We start from the raw sequence: 15,310 nt of genomic DNA, 5'->3' as shown, positions 1-15,310 counted from the left end.
GCGCGGGGGGCCGGGTGAGGGAGCGCACGCTCGAACGGGTCAGGAAGCTCCTGGCCAAGGCCGAACGCACCGACAACGAGCACGAGCGCGCCACGTTCATGGCGGCGGCCTCGGCGCTCATGGCCAAGTACGGCATCGACGCCCTCGACCCCGGCGAGCAGCGCCAGGGCCCCGGCGACCGGATCGTCACGCTGCCGGCGCCGTGGGCGCGGGAGAAGGCCCGCCTGGTGGGGCTGGTGGCGCAGGCCGTGCGCTGCCGGCCGCTGCTCATCGGGCGTGCCGACGGCGGGCACCGGGTCCACATCTTCGGCTTCGCCGCCGATCTGGAGCGCGCCGACCTGCTCGCGACGTCGCTGCTGCTGCAGATGGCCTCCGGGCTCGCCCGCACCCGCCCGCCGGCCGAGGCGGCCGCCGCCCGCGCGTACCGGCGCTCGTGGCTGCTGGGCTTCGCCGACGAGGTGTACCGGCTGCTGCGCGAGGCCGAGCAGCGGGCCGAGGCCGAGCACGTCGCCCCGTCCGGAAGCACCGCTCTGGTGCTGGCCGACCGGCGGGCCGAGGTGGAGCGCGCAGTGGCGGCGCGCTACCCGCGCATCCGGGTGACGGTGCCGCGGATGAGCGGCACCGGCTACCACGACGGGGCCGCCGCGGGTCGCCGCGCCGACCTCGGCCGCACCCGCGTGCCCGACGCCTCCTCCCCCGAGCTGGCCGGCTGATCGCGCCCGGCGGCGGCCGGATGCGGGGGCCTAGGGTGAGGCGCATGGACAACGGCTGGACGGACCCGGCGGGAGGCTCCCCCGCATCGCCGGTGGCCTGGACGGACCTGGCGGGTGGCTCCCCCGCGGCGCTGGCGACCGGCGCGGAGCTGGTGGCGCGCTGGAGCGAGCCGCACCGCCGCTACCACACGCTCGACCACCTGGCCGCCGTGCTGGCCGCCGCCGACCGGCTGGCGGGGGCCGCGGCCGATCCCGCCGCCGTGCGGCTGGCCGCGTGGTTCCACGACGCCGTCTACGACGGGCGGCCCGGCTGGGACGAGGAGCGCAGCGCCCAGCTCGCCCAGGCCCGCCTGCCCCGGTGCGGGGTGCCGCCCGCGCGGGTCGCCGAGGTGGCCCGGCTGGTACGGCTGACCGCCGCCCACGACCGGGTCGCGCCGGGCGACGCGAACGGGGAGGTGCTGTCGGACGCCGACCTGGCCGTGCTGGGCTCCCCGAGCCGGGAGGCGTACGACCTCTACGCGGCCCGGATCCGGCAGGAGTACGCGCACGTGCCCGACGAGCCGTTCCGCGCGGGACGGGCGGCCGTGCTGGAGCGGCTGCTGGCGGCGCCGCGGTTGTACCGGACGCCGGCGGCGTACGAGCTGTGGGAGGAGCGGGCCCGCGCGAACCTGCGCGCCGAGCTGGCGGCCCTCAGGACAGGCCGGCCGTGAGCCCCTCGGCGTCCCCGTCCGGGGCGCGGCGCTTGCGGCGGCGCAGGCCCGCGGCGACCAGGCGGCGCAGCAGCTCGCGCGAACCGACCGCCTCGGCCCCCAGCTCCACGGCCCGCGCGTGGACGGTCTCCGGCACGTCGTAGTGGTCGCGGTCGAACGCCCGGGCCGGCACCCCCAGCAGTGCGGCGAAGGCGTGCAGCTCCTCCAGGGAGTGGTCGCTGACCAGGTGGGACCACATGAGGCCGCGCGGGCCGGGCCAGTTCGGGGGGTCTATGAGCACGGTCACGTGCCCCAGGGTAGGACCCTCCCGCGTACGGTGAGCTCGCCGAGGTCGGCCACGACCACGTCCGCGCCGTGCTCGCGCAGCTCCTCGCCCCGCTCGTCGGCCCGCTCGTCGCCGAGCTCGGGCCGGCCGACCGCGACGACGAGCCCGAAGCCGGCCTTGCGGGCCGCCTCGACGCCCGGCAGCGCCGCCGCCACCACGGCGGTGCGCGGCGGCGGCACGGCCAGCCGGCGGGCGGCCTCCAGGAACAGCGCCGGATCGGGCAGGCCGGGCAGGTTCAGCAGGGCCGCGTCGTCGCCGTCGACGAGCACGTCGAACAGGTGGGTGACGGCGGCCGAGGTGATCAGCTTGCGGCCGTGCATGCCGGCCGAGACGGCCGCGGTGCGCGCTCCCCGGTGGCGCAGCTCGTGCAGCAGCGCCACGGTGGACGGGAACGCGGCGACGCCGTACTCGTCCACCTGGTCGACGAACAGCCGGTCCTTGGCCCGGCCGAGCCCGTGGACGGTCGGCGCGCCCGGCTCGTCGTCGGGCGCGCCCTCCGGCAGCTGCAGGCCGCGCGAGGCGAGGAACGCGCGGACCCCGTCCAGGCGGGTCCGGCCGCCGACGTGGCGCAGGTAGTCGTCGCGGATGTCGAAGGGGGCCGAGCGGCCGCGCAGGAAGGCGTCGAAGACGTGCTTCCAGGCGGCCGCGTGGCCCCGCGCGGTGTCGGTGACCACGCCGTCGGTGTCGAACACGACGACGCTCACCGTGCTCAGGTCGATCGCGGGCTCGTTCACACCTGTGAACGTAACCCCATCACCAGGCGACGGGTAGCTTCTCCACGCCGTGGACGATGGACAGCGCCCGGAACGGCACCTCGCCGGCCACGCGCAGGCCGGGGAAGCGGCGCAGCAGCGCGGGGAACGCGATGCGCATCTCCATCTGGGCCAGCGGCGCGCCGATGCAGCGGTGGATGCCGTGGCCGAAGGCCAGGTGCGAGCCCGCCGTGTCGCGGTGGGGCTTGACCTGGTCCATGTCGTCGCCGAGGCTCGGGTCGCGGTTGGCGGCGCTCAGCGAGCACAGCACCATCTCGCCCTTCTTGACGGTGTGGCCGTGCAGCTCCAGGTCCTCGCGGGCGAAGCGCGGGAAGGCGACCTGCACGACCGTCATGTAGCGCAGCAGCTCCTCGACCACCTCGTTGACGTGGCCGTCGACCTCGCGCACCTTGGCCGCCTGCTCGGGGTTCTGCAGCAGCCACAGGGTGCCGAGCGAGAGCATGCTGGTGCTGGTGTCGTGGCCGCCGGTCAGCAGGCCGTCGGCCATGCTGGCGAGCGTGCGGTCGTCGAGGTCGTCGCCGTGCTCGCGCAGGAGCTGGCCCAGCAGGCCCTCGCCGGGGGCGAGCCGCTCGCGGGCGACGAGGTCGGTCAGGTACGTCATCGCGTCGTTGACGGCCTGCAGGGACGCCTCGGGCCCGGCGGTGAGGTCGAAGCGGTTGGTGCTGATCCGCAGGAAGTCGGCCCGCTCCTCGTACGGCACGCCGAGCAGCTCGCACACCACCAGCGACGGGATCGGCAGGGCGAAGGACTCGACCAGGTCGGCCGGCGGCCCGGCGGCCTCCATCTTGTCGAGGTACTCCTCCACCAGGGCCTCGATGCGGGGCTCCATCCGGCGCAGGCGGCGCACGGTGAACTCCGGGGTGAGGTAGCGGCGCAGCCGGGTGTGCTCGGGCGGGTCGCGGAAGCCGAGGCCGCCCGGGTCCTCCTGGTTGGAGCCGAGCCCGATCACGTTGCCGAAGTCGTTGCTGAAGCGCTCGTGGTCTCCCAGCACGGATCGCACGTCGTGGTAGCGGGTGACCAGGTACACGGTCTGGCCGCCGGGGATCTCCATGGGATAGACGGGATGATCGGCGCGGATGCGCGCGAGCTCCGCTACCGGGTCGAAACCCTCCCTCATGAATTGAACGAGGGGGAACTCTGAGTCTGACATCGAATCCATCCTGTACGGGGAGTTATCGCCATCTAGGGAGGAACCCGGAACGATGGTCCCATCTGCGGGGGGTGGGTCCGGCCGCGGCCCATGCCAGGGGTGCGGGATGGGACGGCTCGCTCCATTCTGTGCCACCGGATGCCGCGGTGCGACGACGCTCTCGCGGAGCCTGCCGGGAGCGCGGGCGGCGACGCCGGCCGTCAGGGGGACGCGCGCGGGCGGCGATGAAAGATACAGGGCCGGCCGTCCCGGCGGGCAGCATGTGGGAGCGCCCCCATTCGTCCGATCCCCCCGCGGAAGATGGAGACCCACCGTGCACTCACCCCCTCACGCCCCGGCCCGCCGCTGGGCCGTCCGCGCCGCCGCCGTGCTGACCGCCGCCGTGGCGTTCCTGGCCACGTGGGCCGTCGCCGCCGACGCCCACGGCACGGTCGTCGACCCGGCCTCCCGCAACTACGGCTGCTGGCTGCGCTGGGGCAGCGACTTCCAGGCCGGGATCCCCGACGGCCGGCTCTGCAGCGGCGGCCACGCCGAGAGCGGCCGCTACGACTCCCTCGACACGCCAGGGGCGTGGAAGACCACGGACGTCCGCACCAGCTTCACGCTCAAGCTCCTGTACCAGGCCCGGCACGGCGCCGACTACCTGCTCGTCTACGTCAGCCGGCCGGGCTTCGACCCCACCCGCCAGGCGCCCGCATGGTCCGACATGCAGCTCCTGACCAGGACCGCGAAGTTCAGCCCGGGTGAGTCCTACACGGTCGGCCTGAGCGTGCCGGGCCGCACGGGCCGGGCGCTGGTCTACACGATCTGGCAGGCCTCGCACCTCGACCAGGCGTTCCTGCTCTGCAGCGACGTGAACTTCGTGAGCTGAGGCCGCGCGCGCGACGAGGAGGCCGCCTCCCCACGGAAGGCGGCCTCCGGTCCGGGCCGTCACCCCTTCAGACCGGTGTGGGCCAGGCCCTCGACGAACTGCTTCTGGGCCAGGACGAAGACCACCAGCACCGGCAGCGCCGTCAGCGAGGCCGCCGCGAGCTGGACGTTCCACATGGGACCGCCGTAGGCGTCGACGAACTGCGTCAGCGCCTGGGGCAGCGTGAACTTCTCCGGGCTGGACAGGAACACGATCGGTTCCAGGTAGAGGTTCCAGCTGTGCAGGAAGGTGAAGATGGCCACGGCCCCCAGGGCGGGGCGGGCCAGCGGGAGGGCGATGCGCCGGAAGGTGGCCAGGCGCCCCAGGCCGTCGACGGCCGCGGCCTCCTCCAGCTCGTGCGGCAGCACCAGGAAGAACTGCCGCATGATGAACGTGGCCAGCACGCTCGGCGCGCCCAGCACCGGCACCAGGACGAGCGGCCAGTGCGTGTCGGTCAGCCCCCAGCCGTGGAAGAGCTGGAACAGCGGCACGATCGTGACTTCGCTCGGGATCAGCAGGCCGGTCAGCACGATCACGAACAGCACGTTCGAGCCGCGGAAGCGGATCCGCGCGAAGGCGTAGCCGGCCAGCGCGGAGACCGCCAGCGTGCCGACGGTGACGACGAGCGCGATGTACAGGCTGTTCCAGTACTGCAGCGCGAACGGCTGCAACGCGAAGACCTGCCGGTAGGCCTCCAGCGTCGGCCGGCCGGGCCACGGCGTCGGCGGGAAGGCGAAGATCTCGCTCACCGGCTTCAGCGAGGAGGTCGCCATCCACCAGGTCGGGAAGACGAACGGCACGCACAGCACGCACAGCAGGCCGTACAGCAGCGTCTTACGCCTCATGGAACACCCACCTCCTGCGCATGCGCCACTGCAGCAGGGTGAGGGCGAGCACGATCACGAACAGCAGCACCGACAGCGTGGCCCCGTAGCCGAAGTGGTGGAACTGGAAGGCCTGCTGGTACAGGTAGTAGACGAGCACGGTGGTCGAGGTGCCGGGACCGCCCTGGGTGAGCACCGCGATCTGGGCGAACACCTGCAGGGAGCCGGCGACCGTGATGATCGAGGTGAGCAGCACGGTCGGGCTGATCATCGGCAGCGTGATCCGCCGGAACCGGGTCCACGCCGAGGCGCCGTCCAGCCGGGCCGCCTCGAACAGCTCCTTCGGCACGCCCTGCAGCGCCGCGAGGAACAGCACCATGTTGAGCCCGACGTTCTTGAACACCTGGACCACGATCACCGAGAGCGTCGCCCAGGAGCCGGTGCGCAGCCAGTTGGGCCCCTCGACGCCGGCGATCCGCAGGATGGCGTTGACGCCGCCGTTGTCCTGGAGGAGGAACCCCCACACGATCGTCCACGCCACGAGCGAGACGACCACCGGGGAGAAGAACAGCGTCCTGAACACCGTGGTGCCGCGCAGCCGCTGGTTCAGCAGGACGGCCAGCAGCAGCGCCAGCGACAGGTTGAGGACGACCAGCCCCGCCGAGAAGAGCCCCGTGGCCATCAGCACCGACGGCACGTTGGGGTCGCTCAGCAGCCGCCGGTAGTTGTCGGCGCCGACGAAGCTGAAGGTGTCGGCCAGAACGTTCCACTCGTTGAGGCTGTAGGTGAGGACCAGAGCCAGCGGCAGGAAGACGAACAGCAGGCTGCCGGCGAGCTGCGGCGCGACGAAGAGATAGCCGAGCAGGTGGTCGCGCCGCCGGCCGGTCCACCAGCCCGCACGGCTGACGGTCCGCGCCCGGCGAGCCACGGACAGCGCCATCACGGGGCCAGCATCGGCTGGATGGCGGCGCAGACGCCCTTCATCACCGTGGCGACGTCCGCATCCGGCTGCCACAGCTTGTCCAGCTCGGCGCGCACGGCCTGGCCGATCTCGGCCTGCCCGGCGTGGCTGGGCTTGACGCGACCGGCGGCGATGCCGTCGACCACGACGTCCTGGAGCTGATCCGGCTTGAGCAGCGGATTGCTCCTGGCCAGCGAGTCGGCGGTCAGCAGCGGCTGCCGGGGCGGCGGGAAGTACTGGGCGAGCTTGGCGGAGTTGGCGGGGTTGGTGAAGAAGGCCAGGAAGTCCGCGGCGGCCTGGGCGTTCCTGGACTTCTTGAGCACGCCGACGCCCGCCTGGCCGATCACGCTGTACGCGCCCTTCGGTCCGGTGGGCAGCGTCACCAGGTCCCAGGCGAAGGCGCCGTCCTTGAGCAGCGAGGCACGGGAGATCTGGGTGATCGTCATCGCGGCCTCACCGGCGAAGAAGTCGGCGGTGGTGCCGGGGGCGGGCATGGCCTTGTCGGTGAAGATCGCCTTGTGCAGGAAGCCCATCGCCTCGATCATCTCGGGCTTGTCGAAGCCGCAGGTCCTGCCGTCCTCGCTCCACGCCTCGGCTCCCCAGCCGCCCCAGACGGAGGCCAGGTTGTCCCAGCCCTTGTAGTCGAAGTCGCGCACCACCAGGCCGGCCTTGCCGGTCTTCTGCTGCACGGCCGACGCGATCTTGACGGCCTCCTCCCACGTCCAGCCCTTCGCCGGCACGCTCTGCCCGGCCTTCTTGAGCAGGTCGGTGTTGACGAAGACGCCGAACGGCGAGGTGGAGAAGGGGTAGGCGTAGAGCGTGCCGTCCTTCTGCCACAGTTTGGTGGTGCTGGGCACGAACTCCTCGGGCTTGACGAGGTTGCCCAGGGGGGCCAGCGCGCCGGAGCTGACGAAGTCGGGAGCCGCGTTCTCGAAGATCCACGCCAGGTCCGGCGCGTTCCCGCCGGCGATCTGGGTGGTCAGCGTGGTCGTGTAGGTCTCCACCGGCAGGGTGTCGTACTTCACCGAGACCTTCGGATGGGTCTTGTTGTACTCGGCCGCGATGTCGTCGAACAGCTTGAGGTGGGCCTCGTTGCCGGTCCAGATCGTCATCCGCAGCGAGACGGGGCCGTCCTGCGGCTCCGCCGAAGATCCGCAGGCCGCGAGGGCCAGCGCGCCCGCCAGCCCGAGCGCGGTCACCTTGATGCGCATGTCGTTACTCCTTGAGGGGGGTTAATATCCGGAGATCTCCGGCCAGTGGAGCTCGATCCCCTGCGCTTCCAGTCGATCCTGGAAGCAAGCCAGCAGGTCTGGATCGTTCCGGACGGCGCGCGGGGGCACCGACCTGTCCAGACAGAAGGCGGCCAGCGCGCCCGCGGCCTCGCCGATGTTCCACTCGACGGGGTGCAGCCGGTAGCAGCCGTTGGTGATGTGCGTGGTGCCGAGGTTCTTGCCGGCGGGCAGCAGGTTGTCCACCCGTCGCGGGATGAGCGCGCCCAGCGGGATCTCGAAGGGAGCGCTCGGCACGTCGATGTAGTTGTCGCCGCCGGTCGAGGGGTGCAGGTCGATGCGGTACATGCCGATGCCGGCCGCGTCGCCGTAGCGGGCGCCCTTGACGACGTCCTGCTCGATGACGGTGTGCTCGGCCAGGATGCGGCGCGACTCGCGGATGTAGGGCGCCTGGGCCAGGCCGTCGGCCGAGCCGGTCACGTCGCCGCGCAGCCTGAGCCCCGGCCAGCCGGTGCCGCCGTCGGGCCGCGGGGCCTCGGTCTGCAGCCAGTACAGGACCGACCGCGACAGCTCGCGCGCGGCGGCCAGGTGCTCGGCGGCGTCGGGCACGTCGAAGGCCGGGCCGAGCACGTAGTCGATCATCGGCCAGTTGACCAGGCAGATGTCGCTGGCGTAGGCGCCCGGGGTGAACAGGCGGCGGGCGGCGATCCGGCGGAAGGTCCACAGGTTGCCGTCGCCGGGGTTGCGCCGCTGGTCGGCGCGGACCAGCAACGGGTCGTCGTCCGGGTTGGGGGTGAAGCCGCGCTCGCCGATCTCCAGCGTGCGCGGGTTGGGGCTGCGCCAGCCCAGCAGCTTGCCGCCCCAGAAGGGCAGCTCGAAGTCGCGCCAGAAGTCGTAGGAGGCGGGCTTGTCGATGGTGTGGTCGCCGTCGACGTGGTCGATCGCGAAGCAGACCGAGACCGCCTGCATGTTGAGCGGCTGCGCCTCGGCGGGGGCGCTCGGCTCGCCGGTGTCGCTCTGCGACTCGAAGCCGGTGACGTACTCCGTGCCGGTGAGCGGCAGCAGCTCGCCCGTCTCGGTGGCGTCCAGGATGTACGGCGCGCTGACCACGACGTCGTCCGAGCCGTGGCGCAGCCGTACCGAGACGACCCGGTCCCAGTCGGTCTCGGCGGCCACCGGCGCGCACGGTTGCAGCACGGACAGCCGCCCGCTCCCGCGGTAGGGGGCCAGCATGGACTCGATGACGGCCAGCGCCACCCGGGGTTCGTGGCAGAGGGGGCTCACCCAGCCGGCGCCGGGGTTGAGCTCGCGCCATGCCCGCGCGGGCCCGGTCAGGGGGTAGTGCCGGCGGTAGTAGGCGCGGATGCCGTCGCGCAGCGCGCGGTAGCTGGCGGTGACGCCGAACTGCTCGACCCAGGTGTGCTCGTCCGGCGGCACGGCCTGGCTGGTCAGCTGCCCGCCCAGCCAGTCGTGCTCCTCGGTCAGGATCACCCGCCGGCCGGCTCTGAGCGCCGCGAGCGCCGCCGCCACTCCCCCGAGGCCGCCTCCGACGACCAGCACCTCGGTGCTCAGCTCACGCAACGTTGTTCCTTCCCAGGGTCGAGCCCTTGACGAGTTCGCATGGGAGCAGCCGCTGGACCGGGCCGCTGCCCTCGATGAGTTCGGTGAGGACCTCCACCGCCTGCCGGCCCATCTCGGCGCGGGGGATGCGGAAGCCGGTGAAGTCGATGTCGGTCGGGGCGGGCCGGGTGGGATCGCCGAGCGTGACGATCGACAGGTCGCCGGCCACGGCCAGGCCGCGCCGCCCGGCCGCCTGGAGGATGAGCGCGCCGTCGGCGTGCTCCTCCACGAAGATCGCGGTGGCGCCGGTGAGCAGCGCCTCCTCGGCGTCGGCCGAGGGGAGGGTGACGGCATGCAGCCCCGCCGTCCCCTCCCTGAAGCCGCGATGGCGGTCGGCGAACGACTCGGGGCCGGCGCCCTGCCCGACATAGGCGAATTTTTCGTGACCCAGGCCGCGCGCCTTCTCCACCAGTTCGCGCACCGCGCTGCCGTAGTCGGCGCCGACGTAGGAGATCGGGCCCCCCGCGTCGTCGCGGCGGCCCACCGAGACGAAGGGGTAGCCCTCGGCGACCAGCCGGGCCAGCTCCTCGCGGTCGAGCTCCCGGCCGAGCAGCACGCAGCCGTCGGCCAGGCGCAGGCGGTGGTCCTGGTGGTAGATGCGCTTGCGGCCGTCCACCAGCGGGGCGCTGGTCAGCAGCAGCAGGTCGCAGCCCACCTGCTCGGCGGACTCCTCGATGCCGACGAGGAACGGGTGGTAGAAGTCCCCCGTCGCGCTCGGGAAGACCGGCTCGTAGGTGAAGACGCCGAGGATCCGGTTCCTGCCCGCCGCCAGCCGCCGGGCCAGCGGGTCGGCCACGTAACCCGTCTCCCTGATGACGCGCAGCACCCGGTCCCTGGTCTCCGCCGGGATCCTCGTCTCGGCTCCCGGACGGTTGTTGAGCACCAGCGAGACCGTGGTCTGGCTGACGCCGGCGAGCCGGGCGATGTCGCGCTGCGTGATGCGTCCCATCTCACCTTCCCCTGCAGTAATGCGCATTAGCGTGACAGTGAGTGTTCAGCATGCGTTTCGTCACCGTCAAGAGGCGGCGCGGGAGTAATGCGGATTAGCAGAGGGTCAGAAGTCGAACGTGATCGTGACCTCGATGGCGCCGTCGTGCGGCACCCGGAGCACGTGCAGGCGCCGCCTGCCGTCCCGCAGGTAGGACACCGAGGTGACGGCGAAGGTGGCCGGCCGTGCCGTGCCCCAGCTGAAGCGGACCACTCCCCCGCCGCGGCGCAGCTCGAACCCGTCGGCGGTCGCGGTCGCCGAGCCGCCGTACGGCGCGGCCGTGCCGTCGGTGAAGGTGACCTGGTCGGTGGGGTGCACGACGATCGGGATCTGTTCGGTGGCCGCCGAGACCGCCTGGACCGAGCGGCGGATCTGGCCGCCGGTGATCCGGACGTCGGTGACCACCGAGGAGTCCGGCGTGTGGAAGCGCAGCCGGTAGGGGTCGCCGCCGAGGAGGTCCACCGGCATGGGGCCGTCGGCGTCGGGCCGCTGGCCGGGGAAGACCGTCGCCCAGCACGCGTGGCTGTTGTCGTTCAGCGACTGGATGATCGTCCCGGCGACCGGATGCCACAGGAAGCTCAGCCCGGTGCGGGGGAAGGAGCTGGACCGTCTGGTGCCGAAGCAGCCGCCCAGGTACAGGTTGGGCCGCCGGATGAAGAAGAACTCCTGCCCGTCGTCGCCGCGGATCTCCTCGAACCGCTTGGAGCGGAGGTAGGGCAGGGCGGCGACGGCCGCGTCCTTGTCCGCGCGAAGCGGATGGCGCTCGCCGTAGAGGGCGTGGGTGAGGATGCGCGGCGAGGTGTCCTGCTTGGCCAGCACGGGAACCGGCGAGGGATCCGCGGCCCAGGCGGCGCGGGCGGCGGCCAGGTCCTCGCGCGCGGACAGGAAGGCGGCCAGCGCGGGCACCTCCGGCACGAACTGGCTGGCCAGCGCGGTCCGCTCCGGGTCGGGCCGGACGTCGTCGTAGAAGCGGGTGCTGGTCCGCGAGGACGACGCGACGTTGGTCAGCCAGCCGGACCCGTCGGGCTCGCGCAGCAGGTTGTAGCCGAGCCAGTCGGCGTACCTGGCGGCCATCCGCACCAGGTGCGGGTCGCCCGACTGGCGCCAGGCGTCGGCCATCTCGGGGAGCATGACCTCGAAGTTGTAGTTCTGGTCCGGCCCCGACTTCTCGTAGAAGAAGCCCGCGGGGCTCTGGCCGGTGCGGGCCATGCGGGCGAAGGCGTCGGTGAGCTGCCCCTGCAGCGCCGGATCGGGGTCCAGGCGCAGGGTCAGGGCGGCGCCCGCGAGACCGGCCATGGTCTGGTTGGCGTACGCCAGTGTGCTTCCCCAGGCCGACCGGTTCGAGCCGTCGAGCAGCCAGGCGGCCGCCTTGTTGAGCGCCGCGGCGAGCTGGGGCTGACGGGCGGGCAGGACCTTGGCCTGGCGCAGCAGGGCGAGGGTCTTGCTGAGGTAGCCCAGCGCGAAGCCGGTGGGGGCGAGCCCGTGCTCGCCTCTGGAGTACTCGGGAACGATCCGTCGGCGTGCTGCAGGCTCAGGTAGTGGCCGAGCGCCGCGTCGAGGGCACTCTGGAGCGCCGGGTCGCCCGAGTACGGGTTCCAGGCCCGCCGCTGGGTGAGGAACCAGGCCAGCGTGTAGACGTGCTCCTGCACGCGGGCGTTGTACGGCGCCGCCGGGCTGCGCCACCAGCCGCCGGCGAAGAAGCCGGAGGCGTCCATGTCGTGGACCATCGGGGCGAGGGTGGTCAGATACGTCGCGAAGCGCTGCTCGGCGGGGGCGAAGAGCCGGCGGTCGGGGGCTCCGGGGGGCAGCGTGGCGAGCGCGAGGGCCTCGGCGCGGCCGGTCGGCAGGGCGGCGGACAGGGCGGCCGCGCCGGCGCCGGTCAGGAGGGTTCGGCGAGTGAGCATGGCGCACACGGTCACGCAGCGGGGTCACGCGTGTCAATAAGCTAATACGAATTAGCGCCCCATGATCACCCGGGAGGGGCGGGTCCTGGGCGATGGAGTGCCGATCGGGTGAATGCGCGCGCCGCACGTTCGGGCCGGCAGCACAGGGGGCGGGGCGCGCCGGCGACGGGGATGCCTGTGGTGGGAGAGCATGCGAGAAGGGGCCCCGGACATCTCCGGAGCCCCTTCTGCCTCTTCGCGGTGGGCGATACTGGGATCGAACCAGTGACCTCTTCGGTGTGAACGAAGACAGTAACCCCAGGTGAGAACTCTGCAGATGCTTCTCTACCTGCGAAAACTGTCGCCCCGTGTCGACTGGTGTCGACTGGTGTCGACACCTCTTGACGCACGCCTGACGCACACAGACGGTCTCGAGGATGCAGATTACAGAGAGCAACGTCTCGGCGGGCGACCAGGACCCCCACCGCCATCAGGAGGGCCGGCGGAACTGTCGGACGTCGGCGTTCGGCCGCTTGTCCTCTTCCTCCTCCATCCGGATCGCGCTCTGCATGGCCACGATCATCGAGCGGCGGACGAACTCCGACAGCCCTTCCATCTCCCACACCTGACGCTCGTACGGGTCGCTGTACGGGTTGGTGTCCGGCGCAGGCTCGGGATGAGACGCCTCTTCCAGTTCCTCCGGAGGGCGGACCGGCAACTCGTCACGCTCGACCTGCCCAGCGAGCACCAGCATCTCGCCGACGTTGAAGCCGAGTGCCCGGCCGATCCGTCGTAGGACGTCGATCTCGACACCTTGGCCCTTGTTGACGACCCGGTTGATGATCGAGACGTGCACGTCCGCTTCGCGCGCAAATTGCGACTGCCCGCCCTTGGCGAGGTCGTAGCCGCGTCGCGTCAGCTCCTGGCGCAGCCAAGCGCCTAGCTGACCTGCCATTTTGCCCACGAGCAATGATGATAGCGCGCTGATCACTTCCCACAACATGGCCGCTGAGGGCACCGAAGCCTGACTGTCCAGGTTTACCCATGTGAAAGCCCTGATTTGTAGCGCAAAGAATCTTGACTTCCCTATTGCTTCTCTGAACAGAGAAGACTAGATTCCAGGCACAGCTTCTCTCCACAGCAAAGTTCGAGCTTCAACTAGGAGGTGCCATGGCGCACAACGTCAAGCTGCGCCGCGACGAATTCGCAGATCAGGCCGCCGCGCTCGGCCTCGACTCGCAGAGCGCCCAGGCCCGCGCCATCGGGGTCCACGTCTCCATCCACAACCGCGTCATCACCGGCAAGACCAAGGACCTGTCGGGCCCTTACGTGATCGGGATCCTCCGGCTGCTCGGCGACGACACCGTACGCGAGCAGATCGAAGCCCTCTTCGACGTGGACGAGCAGGTCGCGTCGTGAAGCGCGCCAAGAGCAAGACCGCCGACACGCAGTTCCAGCTCCCCTTGCTGCTGACCATCCCCCAGGTGTGCGAACAGCTCGGCCTCGACAGCAGGGACGCAGTCTACGACCGCATTCGCGACGGCCTCCTCGAGGCCGTGGACGTGGCCGGACAGGGCAGCACCCGCACCCTGCTGCGCGTCCCGGCCTCCGCGCTCCTGGCGTACGTCGCCAACCTGCCCCGCGTGCACAACCCCACCCCGTAAAAGCCGCGAGGCCCGACCGCTGTCACCGGCCGAGCCCCGCCGATCACATCCCTACTCGAGCGAAGGACGAGATCGTGACCATTCTCGCAGACCACACCGACACCACCAACGAGCGCACCACCATCGAGCTGGCGCCCGCCGACATCCTCGACGCCACCGACGCCCTCCAGCGGCTCGGCGGCAAGCGCATCACCCACATGACCGCCCGCGACCGGCAGGCGCTCACCATGCTCACCTACCTGAACGAGCTGCCCCCGTACCGCCGGAACTTGCTCGCGAGCTTCGTCACCGGCGAGCTGACCGGGCTGACCGGCGGCGCCGCCCGACTGATCCAGCGGTATCTGCCGGCCGTCTCCGACGAGGACCGGCGGGAGTGGCGGTCAACCCGGTATACCGGGTCCGCTCCGGCCCACCAGATCATCACCGCGCTCGCCGGGTACGCCGCCAGCCGCGCCGACGAGTTCGGCAGCCACATCCTCGACGGGGCTCTCCAGACCGCGATCCGCATCGGCCGGCCCAACCTGCCCCTGCACGAGGTGCCCGGCACCGCCAACAAGCTGATCGCCGACGCGCTCGGCGACCTCGACGCGGCTGGGCTCGCCACCCCGTCGCAGGGCAACCCGGTCGAGCGGGCGCTGCGCATCATCGCCGCCCGCGCCGCCCGCCACCACGACGCCGTCGGCGCCGCGCTCCGATGGGCGATGCAGACGCTCGCCGCCGAGATGGCGCACGCCAGCCCCACCCCGATCTCGGACGTCGAGCAGCACGCCGCCCACCAGCAGGTGACGGAGCTGGTCGAGGGGGCCCGCACCGACGACGCGTCGGATCGCATCACCGCCGCGCTCGCCACGTACGTGGACGAGCACAGCAGCGACGCCGGCGGCGGCCACCAGCGCACCATGCTCCTCGCCGCCCAGATCGCCCGCCTGTTCAACGTCACCCCGGGCCAGGCGATCGACCTGGCCAAGCACGACCCCTACGACGACCGCGTCAAGGCCGCCAGCCAGGCCCGCGACGAGGCCCTCGCCCGGGCCCGCCACGCCCGCGAGAACGCCGACTACGACGTGACCCCCGTGGCGGTGACCCGATGAAGATCCGCGACCTGCGCGACGACGACGTCGTCACCAACCCCGACTGGGCCGAAGGTCGGCCGGTCCGCGTCACGAAGCTCGGCGCCAGCGGCGTCCGCTACCAGGACTTGACCGCGCACGGCCGCGCCCGCCAGGTGGACGTGAACCCCGACACCGAGGTCACCGTCAAGGCCCGCCGGTGGGGTGGTCGCTGATGTGGATCGTCCGCCTCCCCGAGCAGCGCATCCCGTTCGGGCCGTTCACCGACGAGCAGGAGGCCCAGCGGTTCGCCGCCTTCCTGACCGCCGAGGTCGACCCCGCCGTCGTCGAGCGGCTGTGCTCGCCGGCCACCGAACTCCTCAACTGGCGCGACCACCTGAACGGCGGTGACCAGTGAGCCGCACGCCGAAGCTGCCGTGGCTGCCGCCCGGCACCTCCTCCACCTGGATCTGCCGGAAGGGCCACGTCAACTTGCGCACGACCACCACCT

The 15,310-nt window shown here is 71.9% G+C and carries 19 protein-coding genes and 1 tRNA gene; 8 read left to right on the top strand and 12 right to left on the bottom strand.

The genetic code is table 11. From position 1 onward, the window contains the following. Positions 1 to 14 precede the first annotated feature (14 nt). Both HT134_RS36705 and HT134_RS36700 read left to right on the top strand, forming a co-directional pair. On the top strand, positions 15 to 713 hold the full coding sequence (locus tag HT134_RS36705; RefSeq protein WP_175605067.1) for a DUF2786 domain-containing protein: 699 nt from the start codon (positions 15 to 17) through the stop codon (positions 711 to 713). Positions 714 to 757: 44 nt separating this feature from the next. After that, positions 758 to 1,423 carry an HD domain-containing protein gene (locus HT134_RS36700; protein WP_175605066.1) on the top strand — a complete coding sequence of 222 codons (666 nt, stop codon included), beginning with the start codon at positions 758 to 760 and terminating at the stop codon, positions 1,421 to 1,423. Here the strand turns inward: HT134_RS36700 and HT134_RS36695 are convergent. Genes HT134_RS36695 through HT134_RS36685 form a run of 3 tightly spaced genes read right to left on the bottom strand, consistent with a single transcriptional unit; the run spans position 1,404 to position 3,638 of the window. After that, entirely contained in the window at positions 1,404 to 1,709 is a 306-nt protein-coding gene (locus HT134_RS36695; RefSeq protein WP_175605065.1) for a DUF4031 domain-containing protein, read from the bottom strand. The genes HT134_RS36700 and HT134_RS36695 overlap by 20 nt on opposite strands. Then, complete coding sequence (locus tag HT134_RS36690; protein WP_175605064.1) at positions 1,706 to 2,482, bottom strand: HAD family hydrolase; 777 nt, start codon at positions 2,480 to 2,482, stop codon at positions 1,706 to 1,708. Before HT134_RS36690 ends, HT134_RS36695 begins: the two co-directional genes overlap by 4 nt. 19 nt (positions 2,483 to 2,501) lie before the next feature. Next, positions 2,502 to 3,638, bottom strand: a complete 1,137-nt coding sequence (locus tag HT134_RS36685) for a cytochrome P450 (RefSeq protein ID WP_246366195.1) — start codon at positions 3,636 to 3,638, stop codon at positions 2,502 to 2,504. A gap of 346 nt (positions 3,639 to 3,984) precedes the next feature. On the opposite strand from HT134_RS36685, the gene HT134_RS36680 reads away from it, so the two are divergent. Further along, positions 3,985 to 4,542: a lytic polysaccharide monooxygenase gene (locus HT134_RS36680; RefSeq protein ID WP_312888703.1), complete on the top strand. Its 558-nt coding sequence runs from the start codon at positions 3,985 to 3,987 to the stop codon at positions 4,540 to 4,542. Positions 4,543 to 4,601: 59 nt separating this feature from the next. Here the strand turns inward: HT134_RS36680 and HT134_RS36675 are convergent, their stop codons facing one another. The 9 genes from HT134_RS36675 to HT134_RS36640 form a co-directional block, all read right to left on the bottom strand. Then, positions 4,602 to 5,426, bottom strand: a complete 825-nt coding sequence (locus HT134_RS36675) for a carbohydrate ABC transporter permease (RefSeq protein WP_175605061.1) — start codon at positions 5,424 to 5,426, stop codon at positions 4,602 to 4,604. After that, positions 5,416 to 6,345 (bottom strand): carbohydrate ABC transporter permease, encoded by a 930-nt coding sequence (locus tag HT134_RS36670; RefSeq protein WP_175605150.1) that lies wholly within the window; start codon positions 6,343 to 6,345, stop codon positions 5,416 to 5,418. The genes HT134_RS36675 and HT134_RS36670 overlap by 11 nt, the downstream gene beginning before the upstream one ends. Beyond that, complete coding sequence (locus HT134_RS36665) at positions 6,345 to 7,577, bottom strand: ABC transporter substrate-binding protein (RefSeq protein ID WP_175605060.1); 1,233 nt, start codon at positions 7,575 to 7,577, stop codon at positions 6,345 to 6,347. The genes HT134_RS36670 and HT134_RS36665 overlap by 1 nt, the downstream gene beginning before the upstream one ends. Before the next feature lie 21 nt (positions 7,578 to 7,598). Continuing rightward, on the bottom strand, positions 7,599 to 9,176 hold the full coding sequence (locus HT134_RS36660) for an FAD-dependent oxidoreductase (protein ID WP_217708788.1): 1,578 nt from the start codon (positions 9,174 to 9,176) through the stop codon (positions 7,599 to 7,601). Continuing rightward, complete coding sequence (locus tag HT134_RS36655; RefSeq protein WP_175605059.1) at positions 9,169 to 10,164, bottom strand: LacI family DNA-binding transcriptional regulator; 996 nt, start codon at positions 10,162 to 10,164, stop codon at positions 9,169 to 9,171. Before HT134_RS36655 ends, HT134_RS36660 begins: the two co-directional genes overlap by 8 nt. A gap of 105 nt (positions 10,165 to 10,269) precedes the next feature. Continuing rightward, positions 10,270 to 11,499: a hypothetical protein gene (locus HT134_RS36650; RefSeq protein ID WP_217708787.1), complete on the bottom strand. Its 1,230-nt coding sequence runs from the start codon at positions 11,497 to 11,499 to the stop codon at positions 10,270 to 10,272. Beyond that, complete coding sequence (locus HT134_RS44950; RefSeq protein ID WP_217708786.1) at positions 11,472 to 12,107, bottom strand: hypothetical protein; 636 nt, start codon at positions 12,105 to 12,107, stop codon at positions 11,472 to 11,474. Before HT134_RS44950 ends, HT134_RS36650 begins: the two co-directional genes overlap by 28 nt. 241 nt (positions 12,108 to 12,348) lie before the next feature. Further along, a tRNA-Ser gene (locus tag HT134_RS36645) sits at positions 12,349 to 12,453 on the bottom strand. Between the two features lie 123 nt (positions 12,454 to 12,576). Continuing rightward, complete coding sequence (locus tag HT134_RS36640; RefSeq protein ID WP_175605058.1) at positions 12,577 to 13,089, bottom strand: hypothetical protein; 513 nt, start codon at positions 13,087 to 13,089, stop codon at positions 12,577 to 12,579. A 167-nt stretch (positions 13,090 to 13,256) separates the two neighbouring features. Here HT134_RS36640 and HT134_RS36635 point away from each other — a divergent pair, with 167 nt between their 5' ends. From HT134_RS36635 to HT134_RS36615, 5 genes are all read left to right on the top strand, one after another. Next, positions 13,257 to 13,505, top strand: coding sequence for a hypothetical protein (locus tag HT134_RS36635; protein ID WP_175605057.1), 249 nt, complete (start codon positions 13,257 to 13,259; stop codon positions 13,503 to 13,505). Further along, positions 13,502 to 13,750 (top strand): helix-turn-helix domain-containing protein, encoded by a 249-nt coding sequence (locus tag HT134_RS36630; RefSeq protein ID WP_175605056.1) that lies wholly within the window; start codon positions 13,502 to 13,504, stop codon positions 13,748 to 13,750. The genes HT134_RS36635 and HT134_RS36630 overlap by 4 nt, the downstream gene beginning before the upstream one ends. Positions 13,751 to 13,824: 74 nt before the next feature. Beyond that, entirely contained in the window at positions 13,825 to 14,841 is a 1,017-nt protein-coding gene (locus HT134_RS36625) for a hypothetical protein (RefSeq protein WP_175605055.1), read from the top strand. Then, positions 14,838 to 15,035: a hypothetical protein gene (locus HT134_RS36620; protein ID WP_175605054.1), complete on the top strand. Its 198-nt coding sequence runs from the start codon at positions 14,838 to 14,840 to the stop codon at positions 15,033 to 15,035. Before HT134_RS36625 ends, HT134_RS36620 begins: the two co-directional genes overlap by 4 nt. Next, a complete protein-coding gene (locus tag HT134_RS36615) occupies positions 15,035 to 15,217 on the top strand; it encodes a hypothetical protein (RefSeq protein WP_175605053.1) in 183 nt (60 codons plus the stop codon). Before HT134_RS36620 ends, HT134_RS36615 begins: the two co-directional genes overlap by 1 nt. Positions 15,218 to 15,310: the final 93 nt, after the last annotated feature.

The organism is Nonomuraea rhodomycinica, from assembly GCF_013363995.1.
In the GTDB taxonomy this organism is placed as follows: Bacteria; Actinomycetota; Actinomycetes; order Streptosporangiales; family Streptosporangiaceae; genus Nonomuraea; species Nonomuraea rhodomycinica.
Note: the sequence above shows the minus strand (reverse complement) of the source record. Positions and strands in the feature narration are given on the sequence as shown.